Annotated in this window: 14 protein-coding genes; 6 read left to right on the top strand and 8 right to left on the bottom strand. The window is 70.5% G+C overall.

Features of this window, described 5'->3' with window-relative positions; translation table 11 throughout:
- Positions 1-9 precede the first annotated feature (9 nt).
- Both AX721_RS24410 and AX721_RS24405 read left to right on the top strand, forming a co-directional pair.
- The gene (locus AX721_RS24410; RefSeq protein WP_068878565.1) at positions 10-348 is read left to right on the top strand and encodes a P-II family nitrogen regulator; all 339 of its coding nucleotides are present in this window, start codon (positions 10-12) and stop codon (positions 346-348) included.
- A gap of 22 nt (positions 349-370) precedes the next feature.
- Entirely contained in the window at positions 371-1,927 is a 1,557-nt protein-coding gene (locus AX721_RS24405; RefSeq protein WP_068878591.1) for an ammonium transporter, read from the top strand.
- Positions 1,928-2,017: 90 nt separating this feature from the next.
- Here the strand turns inward: AX721_RS24405 and AX721_RS24400 are convergent, their stop codons facing one another.
- The 4 genes from AX721_RS24400 to AX721_RS24385 form a co-directional block, all read right to left on the bottom strand.
- Positions 2,018-2,893: a 4-(cytidine 5'-diphospho)-2-C-methyl-D-erythritol kinase gene (locus AX721_RS24400; protein WP_068878564.1), complete on the bottom strand. Its 876-nt coding sequence runs from the start codon at positions 2,891-2,893 to the stop codon at positions 2,018-2,020.
- A gap of 1 nt (position 2,894) precedes the next feature.
- The gene (locus AX721_RS24395) at positions 2,895-4,589 is read right to left on the bottom strand and encodes a tetratricopeptide repeat protein (protein WP_156467359.1); all 1,695 of its coding nucleotides are present in this window, start codon (positions 4,587-4,589) and stop codon (positions 2,895-2,897) included.
- A 66-nt stretch (positions 4,590-4,655) separates the two neighbouring features.
- Entirely contained in the window at positions 4,656-6,326 is a 1,671-nt protein-coding gene (locus tag AX721_RS24390; RefSeq protein ID WP_068878562.1) for an electron transfer flavoprotein-ubiquinone oxidoreductase, read from the bottom strand.
- 116 nt (positions 6,327-6,442) lie between these two features.
- Positions 6,443-7,840, bottom strand: a complete 1,398-nt coding sequence (locus AX721_RS24385; protein WP_068878561.1) for a M48 family metalloprotease — start codon at positions 7,838-7,840, stop codon at positions 6,443-6,445.
- 86 nt (positions 7,841-7,926) lie between these two features.
- On the opposite strand from AX721_RS24385, the gene AX721_RS24380 reads away from it, so the two are divergent.
- Positions 7,927-8,760 (top strand): uracil-DNA glycosylase, encoded by an 834-nt coding sequence (locus AX721_RS24380; protein ID WP_068878560.1) that lies wholly within the window; start codon positions 7,927-7,929, stop codon positions 8,758-8,760.
- A 75-nt stretch (positions 8,761-8,835) separates the two neighbouring features.
- Positions 8,836-10,437, top strand: a complete 1,602-nt coding sequence (locus AX721_RS24375) for a lytic transglycosylase domain-containing protein (RefSeq protein ID WP_068878559.1) — start codon at positions 8,836-8,838, stop codon at positions 10,435-10,437.
- Here AX721_RS24375 and AX721_RS24370 read toward each other — a convergent pair.
- Positions 10,345-10,791, bottom strand: a complete 447-nt coding sequence (locus AX721_RS24370; RefSeq protein WP_068878558.1) for a hypothetical protein — start codon at positions 10,789-10,791, stop codon at positions 10,345-10,347. The genes AX721_RS24375 and AX721_RS24370 overlap by 93 nt on opposite strands.
- 76 nt (positions 10,792-10,867) lie before the next feature.
- Between AX721_RS24370 and AX721_RS24365 the strand changes: the two genes are divergently transcribed.
- A complete protein-coding gene (locus tag AX721_RS24365) occupies positions 10,868-11,962 on the top strand; it encodes a PA0069 family radical SAM protein (RefSeq protein WP_231733145.1) in 1,095 nt (364 codons plus the stop codon).
- A gap of 29 nt (positions 11,963-11,991) precedes the next feature.
- Here AX721_RS24365 and AX721_RS24360 read toward each other — a convergent pair whose 3' ends face one another.
- Positions 11,992-13,284: a class I SAM-dependent RNA methyltransferase gene (locus tag AX721_RS24360; RefSeq protein ID WP_082765253.1), complete on the bottom strand. Its 1,293-nt coding sequence runs from the start codon at positions 13,282-13,284 to the stop codon at positions 11,992-11,994.
- A gap of 144 nt (positions 13,285-13,428) precedes the next feature.
- Here AX721_RS24360 and AX721_RS24355 point away from each other — a divergent pair, with 144 nt between their 5' ends.
- Positions 13,429-14,031, top strand: coding sequence for a glycine zipper 2TM domain-containing protein (locus tag AX721_RS24355; RefSeq protein WP_068878557.1), 603 nt, complete (start codon positions 13,429-13,431; stop codon positions 14,029-14,031).
- Between the two features lie 57 nt (positions 14,032-14,088).
- Here AX721_RS24355 and AX721_RS24350 read toward each other — a convergent pair whose 3' ends face one another.
- The gene (locus tag AX721_RS24350) at positions 14,089-14,817 is read right to left on the bottom strand and encodes a TlyA family RNA methyltransferase (RefSeq protein WP_068878556.1); all 729 of its coding nucleotides are present in this window, start codon (positions 14,815-14,817) and stop codon (positions 14,089-14,091) included.
- Positions 14,814-15,142 (bottom strand): class I adenylate-forming enzyme family protein (locus AX721_RS24345; protein ID WP_369796601.1); only part of this gene is annotated, 329 nt, incomplete at its 5' end. The genes AX721_RS24345 and AX721_RS24350, both read right to left, overlap by 4 nt.

Below are 15,142 nucleotides of genomic sequence, written 5' to 3'. Positions count from 1 at the left end.
AGCGAGCGGATGAAACTCATCATGGCGATCGTCAAACCGTTCAAGCTGGACGACGTGCGCGAAGCGCTCGTCGGCGCCGGCGTGGAGGGTCTGACGGTCTCGGAGGTCAAGGGATATGGCCGGCAGAAGGGCCAGACCGAGATCTATCGGGGCGCGGAGTACCAGATCAACTTCCTGCCCAAGGTGAAGCTCGAGGCCGTCGTCGACGACGCGGCGGCGGGCAAGGCGGTCGAGGCCATCAAGGCCGCGGCCGCGACCGGCAAGATCGGTGACGGGAAGATCTTCGTCCTCGACGTCTCGGAGGCCGTGCGCATCCGGACGGGCGAGACGGGCGCCGCGGCGCTCTAACGGGACAAGGGGACACATGCTTATGAAATTCTTTGGAAAACAGCGGCTGGCCGGGCTCGCGCTCGCCGCCGTGATGGCCGGGGCGCCGTTGGCGGCCCCTGCCCTCGCCCAGGAGGCCGCGGCGCCTGCCGCCGCTCCTGCCGCCGCCGCGCCCGAGCCTGCGGCGCCTGAGGCTGCGGCGCCTGAGGCCGCGGCCCCCGCGCCGGCTCCTGAAGCGGCGGCGCCGGCCGCGCCCGCCCAGACGGTCGACAAGGGCGACACGACCTGGATGATGGTCTCCACCGTCCTCGTACTGCTGATGATCATCCCCGGCCTGGCGCTGTTCTACGGCGGCCTGGTCCGCCAGAAGAACATGCTGTCGATGCTGATGCAGACGGCCACCGTCTGCGTGATCGGCATGATCGCCTGGGTCACCTACGGCTACAGCCTTGCGTTCACCGACGGGGGCGGTCTCGACACCTTCGTCGGCGGCGCGGGCCGCCTGTTCCTGAAGGACGTCACGCCGGCTTCGAACGCGGCGACCTTCTCGACCGGCATCTACGTTCCGGAACTGACCTTCATCGCCTTCCAGATGACCTTCGCGGCGATCACCGCCTGCCTGGTGCTCGGCGGCGTGGCCGAGCGGATGAAGTTCGCCGCCTGCGTGATCTTCGCTGTCCTGTGGCCGCTGCTCTCCTACTATCCGATGGCCCACATGGTCTGGTGGTGGCCGGGCCCCGACGGCATTGCGACGGCCCCGACCGACCCGGTGAAGTCGGGTCTGCTGTGGGGCTGGGGCGCGCTCGACTTCGCGGGCGGCACCGTGGTTCACATCAACGCCGGCATCGCGGCCCTCATGGGCGCCCTGATCCTGGGCCCCCGCAAGGGCTACCGGTCCGAGCCGATGCAGCCGCACTCGCTGACCCTGACCCTCGTGGGCGCCGGCCTGCTGTGGGTGGGCTGGTTCGGCTTCAACGCCGGCTCCAACCTGGAAGCCAACGGCTATGCCGCGCTGGCGGTGGTCAACACCTTCGTCGCCACCGCGGCGGCGGGCTTCTCCTGGGCGATGACCGAATGGGTGACGCGTAAGAAGGCTTCTCTGCTGGGCATGGCCTCCGGCCTGGTCGCCGGCCTGGTCGCGGTCACCCCGGCCGCGGGCTTCGCGGGACCGATGGGCGCCCTGATCCTGGGCCTCGTGGTCTCACCGATCTGCGTCTTCTTCTGCTCGGTGGTGAAGAACGCCCTCAAGTACGACGACAGCCTGGACGCCTTCGGCATCCACGCCATCGGCGGCATCGTCGGCGCCCTGGCCACCGGCATCCTGGTCTCGGCCAGCCTCGGCGGCGCGGGGATCGTGGACTACACGACCTGCGCGGCGGACGGCGACATCTCCACCTGCGACGCGCTGGCCAGCTACAGCATGATGGGCCAGTTCATCACCCAGCTTAAGGCTGTGCTGGTGGCGGTGGTCTGGTCGGCGGTGGCCTCCAGCATCGTGTTCTTCATCATCAAGTACACGGTCGGCCTGCGGTCCTCGCCGGAAGCCGAAGAAGAGGGCCTGGACATCGTCGAGCACGGTGAACGCGCCTACCACTCGTAGTCTCGGGGGAGAGACGCCTGCCGCCGAACGGCCGGCAGGCGTCAGTGGGGTAGAGACGGGGGTCCTTCGGGGCCCCCGTTTTCGTTCCGGCTATTCCCAGGGACCGCCAAGGCGGCAGCGCTCGACCCACCAATGGGGCGCCATGGCCTCGATCCGCTCGGCCAAGGTCTCGGCCGCAATGTCGTCGATGCACAGCGCGAAGCAGGTCCCGCCGGAGCCCGAGACCCTGGCCAGCAGCACTTCCGGCTCGTCACGCAACGTGTCCAGCACGGTCCCGATCTCGGGCGCCACGGCCACGGCCGGCGCCTCCAGGTCGTTGCCCTGCGTCGCCAGCCAGGCGGCGACCTCCTGCGGGCTCTCGAAAGCTTCGGGCATGACCGGCGGTGTCACGTCGCCGAAGGCGCCCGCAGCGTCCAGCCGGCGATAGACCTCCGGCGTCGAGACCGGGACGCCCGGGTTGACCAGCACGCCGTGCAGCATGGGAAGCCCGGGCGCGGGTGTCAGCTGCTCTCCCCGCCCCTGCGCCAGGACAGGTCGCCCCCAGAGGCAGGCGGCCCCGTCGGCGCCCAGGCGCGCCGCCACGGCTTCGAGCCGCGCGTCATCGACCTGGGGCGCGAATACCTCCCGGATCAGCCGCAGGGCGGCGCCCGCATCGCTGGAGCCGCCGCCTAGGCCACTGGCGATGGGCAGGCGCTTGTCGAGGCCGAACGAAAGCTCCGCCATCGGCCGGCCCAGTTCCGCCACGAAGGCGCGCACGGCGCGGATGATGAGGTTGTCCGACTCTCGCCCCAGGCCTGCGGCAAACGGGCCGCTGGCGGTCAGGCGGCCCTCGCCCAACTCCATCGACACCCGATCGCCCACATCGGCGAAGACCATCAGGCTGCAGATGGGATGATAGCCGTCGGCGGTCGGCGCGCCCACGTGAAGGAACAGATTGACCTTCGCCGGCGCGAGGCGCGCGGGCATCCTATTGCCCGGCGAGTTTCGGCTGCGGGCCCAGGCCCGAGGCCAGCTTCTTTTCCGCGTCGCCCTTGATCTTGTCGTCGGGTTTCAGGGTCAGGACGCGCCGCCACTGGAAGACCGCCTCGTCCTTGCGGCCGACCATCCAGTAGGCGTCCCCCAGGTGGTTGTTGATTTCGGGGTCGCCCGCCTCCAGCTCGACGGCCTGCTCCAGCACCTCGACCGCCTTTTTGTAGTCGCCGAGGCGGTAGTGCGCCCAGCCCAGGCTGTCGACGATGGCGCCCGAGCGCGGGTTGGACGCCACGGCCCGCTCGACCATGCCCATGGCTTCCTGCAGCCGCTCGCCGCGGTCGATCCAGGCATAGCCCAGGTAGTTGAGCAGTTCGGGCTCGTCCGGCCGCAGTTTCAACGCGAGGGCGAGGTCGGCCTCGGCTTCCTTCCACCTGCCCGACCGCTCGAACGCCTGGCCGCGCGCATAGTGAAGCTGCCAATCCGGCGCCTTGGCCTCGGCGATCAGGCCGTTCAGGATCTCGATCGCCTCGGGATATTGCTCGTTGGCGCGGAGCAGGTCGGACAGGGTCGTCCGCGCCTCGGTGTCGCCCGTGGCCGCGCCGGCGCGGGCCAGCCGCAGCGCCCCCTCCTTGTCGCCCGCGCTTTGGTAGCTCCAGGCCAGCTTGGCCTGCGCCGCCGGGAATTCGGCCGAGGTGGGCTTGGGCTTGGAATAGGCCAGGCGCGCGCCTTCGACGTCGCCGTTCTGCTGCAGCAGGTCGCCCAGCATCAGCCAGGCGTCGTTGCGCTGCGGATCCAGCGACAGGGACAGGCGCAGATAGGCCAGGCCGATGGATTCCTGCTTGGCGCTGATCATGGTGGCGGCCGGCGCCAGCAGGGCGAAGGCGGCGCCTTCCTTGAGGGTCGGCATCGGCGGGGCGGCGCGGTTTCCGCCGGCGCGGGCCCGGGCCGCCTTGAGGCTGAGGTTCGAGGGATTGCGCCTCAGCGCCGCGTCATAGAGGGCCAGGGCCTCGGGCCGGCGGTTGCGACGCTCCAGGAAGCCGCCGTACGCCAGCACGGCGATTTCGCTAGGATTCTCGCTGGCAGTGACCGCCTTGAAATCGGTCTCGGCCTCGTCGTAGCGGCGGGCGCGTTCGAACAGGTGCGCCTGGCCGATCTGGCCGAAATAGTCGACACCCGCGTCGCCCCGGAGCTGCGGCCGCACGGTGGAGCCTTCGGTATCGCCGACCGAGGCGGACACCCACGGCCCCAGGAGCGCGGCTGCGGCGCGGTGGGGGAAGCCGATCCCGTCGTTCGACAGCTCGGCCTTCGCGACCTTGCCCTTGCCCTCGCCGATAGCCGCCACGACCTTGACCAGCCGGCCGAGGCGCTTGCCGGGCTCGGAGGCCGTGGGCCCGTCAGGGGCCAGCAACGCCGCCTTTTGGATATCCCCGGCCATCAACGCCGCGGTGAAGGCGCGCTCGGCCACCGCGGGATCGTCGCCGCTCTGGCTGCGGGCCAGTTCGAGGAACCGCGCGGCGTCGCCGTTCCGTCCCTCCTGGAGCGCCGCGCTGCCCGCCAGGAACATGCCATAGGCGCTGTCGGCGGCGATCGGGGCGCCGAGAACCGCATCCTCGGTCTTGGGGACGGCGCTGGCGCAGCCTCCGAGCAGGACGAGGGGGGCGGCGCAGGCGAGCAACAGGGTACGAAGCATGGTCAGACTCTGGGCGCGCGGAGGCTCCGCCGCAAGCGCCCCATCGTCACACGGGAAAAATGGCCACTACATGTTCGGGTAGTTCGGCCCGTCCCCGCCCTGCGGCGTCGTCCAGTCGATGTTCTGCGACGGATCCTTGATGTCGCAGGTCTTGCAGTGGACGCAGTTCTGGAAGTTGATCTGGAACTTCGGGTTCTGGCCGGCTTCGTCGTACAGCACCTCGTAGACGCCCGCCGGGCAGTACAGCCGCGCCGGCTCGCCGTACTTGGGCAGGTTCACCGAGATCGGGATCGAGGGGTCGCGCAGCTTCAGGTGCGCCGGCTGGGCCTCGTCATGGTTGGTCGACGAGAGGAACACGCTGGACAGCTTGTCGAAGCTCAGCACGCCATCCGGCTTCGGATAGACGATGGGCTTGTAGTCCTTGGCGTTCCCCGTGGATTCCGCGTCGCTCTTGCCGTGCTTCAGGGTGCCGAAGAACGAGAAGCCGCCCAGGAGGTGCGTGGTCCACATGTCGAACATGGAGACGGCGCCGCCGATGGCCGTGCCGAACTTCGACAGCATCGGCTTGGCGTTCCGGACGACGTTCAGCTCCTTCTTGAGCCACGACCCGTCGAAGGCCGCCTTGTACTCGACCAGTTCATCGCCCGCCCGGCCCGCCTGGATGGCGTGGAAGGCGGCCTCGGCGGCCATGACGCCGCTCTTGATGGCGGCATGGCTGCCCTTGATCCGCGGCACGTTCACGAAGCCGGCGCTGTCGCCCAGCAGGACGCCGCCCGGGAAATACAGCTTCGGGATCGATTGCAGGCCGCCCTCGCTGATCGCGCGGGCGCCGTAGGCGATGCGCTTGCCGCCCTCCAGGTACTTGGCCACCTCCGGGTGGTGCTTGAAACGCTGGAACTCGTCGAAAGGCGAGAGCCAGGGGTTCTTGTAGTTCAGGTGGGTGACGAAGCCGATCGCCACGTAGTTGTCGCCGAAGTGATAGAGGAAGCTGCCGCCGCCGGTCTTGTCGTCCAGGGGCCAGCCCGTCGTGTGCTGCACGAGGCCCGGCGTGAACACCGCGTCCGGAACCTGCCACAGCTCCTTGATGCCGATGCCGTACTTCTCCTTGTCGGCGTCCTTCCCGAGGCCGTACTTGGCCTTCAGCACCTTGGCCAGCGAGCCGCGGACGCCCTCGCCGATGAACACGTACTTGCCGCGCAGCTCCATCCCGGGCTCGTAGTTCGGACCGGGTTTGCCATCCTTGCCGAAGCCGAACTCGCCGGCGACCACGCCCACCAGCTTGTCGCCCTCGAACACCGGCGCCGAAGCGGCCATGCCGGGATAGATCTCGACGCCCAGGCCCTCGGCCTGCCCCGCCAGCCAGCGGCAGACGTTGCCCAGCGAGGCGATGTAGTTGCCGTGGTTGTCCATGAACGGCGGCATGGCCCACATGGGCAGTTCCAGGCTGCCTTGGGGCCCCAGCAGCAGGAACACGTCCTTGGTGACCGGGGTCTCCAACGGGGCGCCCAGCTCCTTCCAGTTGGGCAGCAGCTCGGAAAGGCCCCTGGGGTCGATCACGGCGCCCGATAGGATGTGCGCGCCGACCTCGGCGCCCTTCTCCAGCACCGCCACGGTCAGGTTCGCGTCGAGCTGCTTCAGGCGGATCGCCGCGGCCAGGCCCGAAGGCCCGGCGCCGACGATGACGACGTCATACTCCATCGCTTCCCGCTGGATCGACTGGCCGACGTCTTCGCTCATCGCGTTCCCCTTTGGTCCGTCACCGCCGGCCCCCTCGCCGTCCGATGCTCGCGTTATGAAGGGGTCTTATCGGGAGGTCACGGCGGGGCGGTCAAGGGCGAACCCGTACCGGGTGCTCAAGGGCGGCCCTCGATGACCAGTTTCACCTGGGTTCCCGGCCGCAGCGGCTGGCCCGGTTCCAGGGCGTTCAGCATCAGGAAGCGGTCCATCCGGTCCCGGTCCGGCGCCATCCGGGCCACCATGGACTCGGCCGTGTCGCCGGGGCGCACCTCGACGACGGCGATACGGCGTCCGGAGATCGCTTCGACCTCGCGGTCCGACAGGCGGCGGAAGGAGTCGAACATCGGGTCGAACAGGCCGGCCTGACCGGCCGGCGTCATGGCGACGAAGCTGTAGGCCTCGTCGCGCCCCAGGGAATAGGCCACCACCGTCAGGTCGACGGGCCGCCCCGCCGACGTCGCCCGCGCCGGCAGGACCACCGCGTCCAGGCCGTTGATCTTCGTGTGCTGGGCCTGCCCCACCTGGTGGCGGCCGTTGCGTACGACGCCGCGCAGCACGTCCAGGGCATAGTCTTCCAGCTGCTTCGGCGTGGCGCGCCCGCCGGTGAACTCGGCCAGGGTCCCGCCCGGCCCGCTCACCCGCACCGCCTGGGGCTCGTTGGCCAACTGGAAGCCACGCGGCGCATCGAAGCGGATGCCGAGTTGCGGATGGATGTAGCTGCCGCCCCGGACGTAGGCCTGCGCCCCCGCCTCCCCGTAGGGCAGGCCGTCGATGGCGGCGAGGTAGCTGGCCTCGTCCAGCGTCAGCTCCGCCTGCGGAGGCGTCTTGGCGGCCTGGGCGCTGGCGCGGCGGATCCGGTCCGAGGTCAGGGGATGGGTGCTGGCCCAAGGCGCCATGCCACCCTCCGGCTGCCCTGTCTCGCGCGCGGTGAAGGCGCCTTCCCGCTGCAGATCGTCCAGGACGCGCGTGAGCCCCTCCGGCGCATAGCCCGCCGCCGGCAGGTAGGTCAGAGCCAGACTGTCCGCCTCGTACTCCTGGTTCCGCGAATAGCCGAGCGCGCCCAGCTTGGCGACGCGGCCGGCCACCTTGCCGGCGAGGTCGGACTTGGTGGCGACGCCCAGCAGGGCGGCGGCGAGGCTGCCCATGGTTTCGGCGTTCTGCTGACGAATCGCGTGGTTGGCGGCCACGTGGCCCAGCTCGTGGCCCAGCACCGCCGCCAGCTCCGCCTCGGAGTTCACGATGCTGAGCAGCCCGCGCGTCACGTAGACGTAGCAGCCGGGCGGCGCGGTGAAGGCGTTGACGACCTCGGAGTTCACTACCGTGAAGATGCAGCGCTGGCGCATCCCCGCCGCCTGCGCCATCCGCTCGCCGACCCGCTGCACATAGTCCGCCTGCGGGCCGAGATAGGTCCCGCCCAACTCGGCGACCATTTCGCGATGCTCGCGCGCCGGCTGGGCTGCGGCGGGGGCGGCGGCCAGCAGGCAGGCTGCCACAAGCCAGGCGACCCTCGCCATCGCGTCCGTTCTCCCCATTCCGGGCTGACAAGCCCGCGCCGACGCGCCAAGAGTGGCGCAAGCCCGATCCGGAGTGAACCCAGGGAATGCCGGCCACCGCCGAACCCTTCGACGCCGCCGTCGCCGAAAGCCTGCTCGCCTTCTGGGCGGACGCGGGCGTCGACGCCATGCTGCTGGACGAGGCCGTCGACCGGATCGAGGCGGGCAAGATCCTGCCGCCGGTGCGCCCCGCGGCGCCGGTCGCACCCCTCGCCGCAGTCCCCGCGCCCCGGGCCTTCGGCGGCCAGGCCGATATTTCCGGCGCCGTCGCCCAGGCCCGGCAGCTCGCGGCCGGCGCGGCGGACCTCGACGCCCTGGTCGCCGCCATCTCGGCTTTCGAGGGCTGTCCCCTGCGCTTCGAGGGCGCCGCCACCAAGGCTGTGGTCTACCGGGGCGATCCCAAGGCGCCGCTGCTGGTCATCGGCGAAGGCCCCGGGGCGGACGAAGACGCCCGCGGGGAACCGTTCGTGGGCCGCGCGGGCAAGCTTCTGGACCGGATGCTGGCCGCGGCGGGCCTCACCGACCGGGTCCTGATCACCAACACCGTCTTCTGGCGCCCCCCGGGCAACCGGACGCCGACGCCAGCGGAACAGGCCGCCTGCGCCCCCTTCCTCGAGCGCATCGTCCAGCTGGTCCAGCCCCGGATGCTGCTCCTCGCCGGCGGGGCGTCGGCCAAGTCGGTCCTGAAGCGCGAGGAGGGTATTCTGTCGCTGCGCGGGCGATGGTTCGAATGGCGTTCGGCCGACGGGACCATGGAATTGCCCGCCATGCCGACGCTTCACCCCGCCTTCCTGCTGCGGCAGCCCGGTGCGAAGAAAAAGGCGTGGAGCGATCTGTTGACGCTTTCCGAAAGGCTTGATCGCCCGGAAAGGCCCCTCTAGCTTCGCGATCTGGGACTCAGAGAAAAAGGGGTCCGCGTTCAGCAGACGTTAGTTCTGCCCGCGGATATAGACGGCATGACGCTCGAACAGCGCCTGCGCGTCGGGGTATTGTCCCTCGTCGCCGCCGCCTCGGTTGCCAGCTCTGTTGCGGCGGCCGGATCGCCGAAGGCCCTCTCCGACACCGACGCCCGCGCCTATGCCGCCGCCTTCCAGGCCGTGGACCAGGGCGACTTCGTCGGCGCGCAACTGGAAGCGGCGACGATCCAGGATCGTTCCCTCGACGGCTACTTGTCCTTTCGGGCCCTGATGCACCCGAGCGCCCACAAGGCCACGTTCGAGGAGCTGTCGGGCTGGCTGGCCAAGTTCCGCGACCTGCCGCTGGCCGACCGCGTTTTCTCCCTGGCCGCAAAGCGCCGGCCCGCCGACGCCGTGCCCCTGCCGACGCCCGAGGTGGCGCTGGTCGACACCACGCGCAGCGAGATCACCCGGCCCGCCCGCGAAGCCTTCTACTCCGGCGACGCCCGCACGGCCTTCCAGCTTGCCGTGAACGTGGGGGAGCGCTGGATTGCGGGCCTCTCCGCTTGGCGCCTGCAGGACTATGGTCAGGCGCACGACTACTTCGCCCAGGTGGCCCGCGACGACGAGAGCGACCCGTGGATGCGCGCCGCCGGCGCCTATTGGGCCGCCCGCTCGGCCGTGGCGCTGGGCGACAACGCCACGGCGAACGCCTTCCTGCGGCTCGCCGCCCAGGCGCCGCAGACCTTCTACGGGATGATCGCCGAGCGTCAGGTCCAGATGACCATGGCGGACGCCCAGACCGGGCAGTTCATCCCGGCCTCGTTCCGCGCCCCGGAACCACCGCCCACGCGCCTGCTGGAGAACGATCCCCGGGCCCATCGCGCCGCGGCCCTCGCTCAGATCGGGCGCCTGGACGAGGCGCGCCAGGAACTCCGCGCCGGCCTCGCCCTCGCCCGCACCGGGGCCGACCGCAAGGCCTGGAACGCGATGCTTAGCGGGCTTGGCCCGTCCGCCGGCCCCGGGTCGCAGAAGCCGCAGTATCTGTCCTTGGGCGACTATCAGACCCCGCCGCTCGAGCCCCGCAACGGCTTCACCGTGGACAAGGCCCTGGTGTACGCGATCGTTCGCCAGGAAAGCGCATTCAACCCCATGGCCGTTTCGCCCGTGGGCGCCCTGGGCTTGATGCAGTTGATGCCCGCCTCGGCGGCGCTCGCCACCGGCGACAGCATCTACCGCAAGCGGCCCAAGGTGCTGTTCAACCCGGCCACCAACCTCCGGGCCGGCCAGGACTACCTGAGCTACCTCATGGACCGCGGCGTGGGCGGCGACATCCTGCACGTGGTGGCCGCCTACAACGCCGGGCCGGGCGCGGTGCTCAAGACCACCGCCATGGTCGGCCAGGACGATCCGCTGCTGACCATCGAGTGCCTGCCGGCGTTGGAGACCCGCAATTACGTCGAGAAGGTCATGGCGGCCTACTGGACCTACAAGCGGATGTTCGGCGAGGAGCCCCGCACTCTCGACGCCCTGGCCGGCGGCGCGCGCCGCATCGACGTGCGTCTCGACCTACCCAACGCGAAGAGCCCGCAGCCCCAGATCGCGGCGGAGACGCTTCAGGTCGGCGCCGCGGCCACCCTCCAGACGATCGCGTTCGAGTAGGACGCCGAACGGACGGCGGCCGAAAAGCCGCCCGTCCGAAAACCCCGTCACCACAGCTGGCTCGCCGCCTCGCGCCAGATGGGTCTCCAGCGCCTTGATCCAGCCGTCCCGCAGGCGGAGATCGGCGGGCAGCACCAGCAGTCGATCGGAACGCGACGCCGCCGCGGCCGCCTCCATCGTGGAGCTGGCCTCGGCCCCCATGTCCTCGCAAAGCTCGTCGATCCCCCGCTGGCCGTCCGCGGCTACGATCAAGACCTGGCGCACCAGACCGTCCACGGCCCCCGCCGTGAGCTGAGCCAGAAGTCCGGGCAGGCCGTCAGCCCCGGTCCGCGCGTCGATGATCACCGAAAGCATGCCCCGACAGAGCTTGCTTCCCCCTCGTCGGTCAATAGTTCTTGTTTTGTTCTTTCTGCACACCTAGGATCGGCCGGTGTCCTCCGGTTTCACCTCCCAGATCCCCAAGGCCCCGCGCGGCCGCGGCGCTCGTTCCAACGCTAGCGGCCGCTACGAAGCTCAGCAGCGCGAGGACTTCGACGACGGCTGGTCGATCGACGATCCCGCACCCGGGCAGCTCGACACGACGGTGACCGCCGAAAGGGCCCGGGTCATCATCAGCCGGAACGACAGCCCTGACGTCGGCTTCTCGGCCTCCATCAATCCTTACCGGGGTTGCGAGCACGGCTGCATCTACTGCTACGCGCGCCCCGCGCACGCCTACATGGGCCTGTCGCCGGGGCTCGACTTCGAGTCCAAGCTCTTCTTCAAGCCGTACGCCGCCCAGCTGCTGGAGAAGGAGCTGTCGAAGCCGCGCTATGTGCCGGAGCTGATCCATATCGGCGGCAACACCGACCCCTATCAACCGCAGGAACGCAGGCTGCGCATCACGCGGGGGGTCATCGAGGTGCTGGTCCGCTTCCGCCACCCGTTCTCGGTGATCACGAAGTCGGCGCTGATCGTGCGGGATCTCGATCTGCTCGCCGAAGCGGCGGCGATGAACCTGACGCGGGTGGCGGTCTCCATCACCAGCCTCGACCGCCGGCTCGCCCGCTCCATGGAACCCCGCGCCGCGACGCCGGAAAAACGGATCGATGCCGTGCGGCGGCTGACGCAGGCGGGCGTGCCCGTAACGGTGATGTTCGCCCCCTGCATTCCGGCCCTCAACGACCATGAGATGGAGGCCGTGCTTGAGCGGGCGGCCGAGGCGGGCGCATCCGGCGCCGGCTATGTGGCGCTGCGCCTGCCGCTGGAGATCAAGGATCTGTTCCGCGAGTGGCTGGAGACCGACCACCCGGACCGCGCCCGCCGGGTGATGTCGCTGGTGCGCCAGATGCGGGGCGGCAAGGACTACGACGCGCAGTGGGGCAGCCGCATGAAGGGCGAAGGTCCCCTCGCCGCTCTCATGGCCGCACGCTTCGCCGCGGCCAAGAAGCGGTACGGCCTGGACGTCGGCTGGGGCTCCCTCGACGCAAGCCGGTTCCGCGTGCCGCCTCAGCGCGGCGGCCAGATGGACCTGTTTGCAGAGTGATCCGCATGCTCTGCCTTCGGCAAGGTCCCCTACCTCCTGAACACCCCCACCAACTCGACGTGCGGCGACCACAGGAACTGGTCGACAGGCAGGACGCGCTCGAGGGTGAACCCGGCATCCAGCAGAACGCGGGCGTCGCGGACGAAGGTCGCGGGGTTGCAGGAGACGCCGATGACGCGCGCGACGTTCGAAGCGGCCAGCTCAGCGGTCTGTTCGGCGGCGCCGGCGCGGGGCGGGTCGAAGACCGCGACGTCGATGTGCCGCAGGTCGTGGGCCAGCAACGGGCGGCGCGCCAGGTCGCGGGCCTCAGTGGTGACGCCCTTCAGGCCAGGCGCGGAGGCGAGACCCGCGGTCAGGGCCGCCACCGCAGCCGCGGAAAAGTCCGCCGCATGAACGGGCGCGATCTCGGCCAGCCGGAAGGTGAAGGTCCCCACCCCGCAGTAGAGGTCTGCGATCCTATGGGCGCCGGCCCCGGCCTGGGCCACGAACGCGGCCATCGCGGCCTCCGCGCCGGGGGTGGCCTGCAGGAAGCTGCCCGGCGGCAACCCGACCCGGGCCGGCCCCAATCGCACCTGGGGCATGCGCGCCATATAGGCCATCTCGCCGGCCAAGGTGACGCGGGCGAAGTCGGCCTCCGCGGCACGCTCGGCCAGTTGCATGCGCGCGTCCGCGGATAGGCCCCCGCTCCTGGCCTCGACGCCGGTGATGTCGATGTCGAGGCCGGTGTCGGTCAGGGTGACGTGCAGGGTGGGCGCCGACTTCGGATGCTCGAACAGCGGCGCGGCCAACCGCTTCAGGGCCGGGATCGCCGCCTGGATCGCGGGATCGGCGATCGGGCAGACGGCGATGTCCACCAGATCCCAGGACTTGCGGGCCTTGTAGCCGAGGCGGGCGGCGTCCCGGCTGCCCTTGCGGGCGTGCAGCGCGACGCGCCGCCGTGTGCCCGGGCCGGCGGCGAAAGGCGCCAGGATTTCCGTCTCTATCCGCTCGCGGGCGAGGGTGCCGACAAGCCGCGCCACCTTCCAGGCAAGATAGGGGGCATGATCCCAGTGCTGCAGCGCGCAGCCGCCGCAGGCGAAGAAATGAGGACAGGGCGGCGCGACCCGCTCCGCGCTGGGCTCCAGGACCTCCAGGAGGTCGCGCCGCTCGCCGGACCCCTTAGCGCGCACCCGCTCGCCCGGCAGGGTGAAGGGCACGAAGATCGGGCCGGCCGCGACGCCATCGCCCTCCCCGCCCACGCTTTCGATGGTGAGCTCGACCGGCGGACCAGGCGCGGGACGCGGGTCGGGGCGGCCGGCAGGACGGCGCTTGGGATACCTCATCGGGCCACCGTGGCGGGCCGCGTGGTTAAGTGGAAATGAACGAACATGAACGAGATTCTCAACGGCCGTTCAGGTTCGCGCCGGCATCTTGCCGGAAAGCGTCGCCGTAGTGCGGCCGAGAGCATCGAAATCGAGGGATACCGAATGTCCACGCAGGTCACCATCGCCAAGGCCGCAGCCGCCGCGCTCGCCGGCGTGATCGCGCTGGGCGCGTGCGCTCCGACGCTGGCCCAACCCGCGGGTCCGTACACCACCCGCACCACCACCGGCTACTACTACGACGCCTGCAAGCGCGATCAGACCCAGCGCGGCACGGTCGGGGCGGTGCTGGGCGGCGGCGCGGGTGCGGTGATCGGCTCCAATGCCGCGGCGCGCAACGCCCGCACGGAAGGCGCCCTGCTGGGCGGCCTGCTCGGCGCGGTGATCGGCGGCGTCGTGGGCAACAAGAGCGCGGCCTGCGTGTCGCCCAGCAGCTATTACGACAACGCCCCGCCCCCGCCGCCGCCCGCCGCGTCGAACGGCAGCTACTACGACCGCGACGCCTATGCCGACTCCGCCGCGGCGCAGGCCCGCGAGGACGCCTGGCGCGAGGAGCCGGTCGAGCGCTATCGCGCCGCCGAGCGGCCCGCCGAGCCGGACGGCTGCACCCTGGCCGAGAGCCCCATCTACATGCCCGACGGGCGCACCCAGACCCGCTTCGTCCGCGTCTGCCGCGATGCCAGCGGCAAGTACGCCGTCGTGGACTGAACGCTCTCCAAGTCGAGTGTCTGACTGGGCCGCCTGCGTATCGGGGCGGCCCTTTTTCTATGGTCGGACGGCCCAGAGCAGGAATTCCCGGTTGCCGTCGCCGCCCGTGATCGGGCTGTCGGCGACCTCGCGGACGCGCCAGCCCTGCTCCTCGACGAACGCCCGGACGGCGTCCAGGGCCCGCGACCGCGCCGCCGGGTCGGTGACAACGCCGCCTTTGCCCACGTGCTCGCGACCGACCTCGAACTGCGGCTTCACCAGCGCGATCAGATCGGCCCCCGCCCCCGCCAGGGCCAGTGTGGCCGGCAGCGCTTTCTCCAGCGAGATGAAGCTGACGTCCGTGACGATCAGACCCGGCGGCTCCGGGATCAGGGCCGGCGTCAGATCGCGCGCGTCGGTGGCCTCCAGGCTGACCACGCGGGGGGCGGCGACGATCCTGGGATGGAGCTGCCCTCGCCCCACGTCGACCGCATAGACCCGGGCCGCGCCGCGGCTCAGGCAGACTTCGGTGAAGCCGCCGGTCGAGGCCCCAATGTCCAGCACCACGCGTCCTTTGATGGCCACGGGCCAGAGGTCCAGGGCATGGAGTAGCTTCAGGGCGCCGCGTCCGACCCACGGATGGGCCGCGACAGCCTCGACGACCGCCGTGTCCTCGATCGGTTCGGACGCCTTGGCGACCGGTCGGCCGTCCGCCGTCACCCCGCCTGCCTCGATCGCCGCGCGCGCCTTGGCCCGGCTCTCGAACAGGCCGCGGGCGACGAGCGCAAGGTCGGCGCGGGTCCTCAGGCGGGCTCCTCTACGAAGAGCTTCTTGAGTTCGCTCTTCAGGATCTTGCCGTTCGGGTTGCGCGGCAGGGTCTCGTGCCAGAACTTCACCGCCACCGGCACCTTGAAGGCGGCGAGCCGCTCGGCGACGTGGGCGCGCAGTTCTTCCTCGGTGGCCTCGTGGCCGGGCTTCAGCGTCACCACGGCGGCGGGCTCCTCGCCCAGGATCCGGTGCGGCTTAGCCACCACGGCTGCATCCATGACCGCGGGGTGGTCGTAGAGGACGTTCTCGACCTCGACGCAGTAGATGTTCTCGCCGCCGCGGATCAGCATGTCCTTGGCCCGGT

Origin of the sequence: Phenylobacterium sp. CCH9-H3, from assembly GCF_001557235.1 — a bacterium.
GTDB lineage: Bacteria > Pseudomonadota > Alphaproteobacteria > Caulobacterales > Caulobacteraceae > Phenylobacterium.
This window is presented reverse-complemented; position numbering and strand designations above follow the sequence as displayed.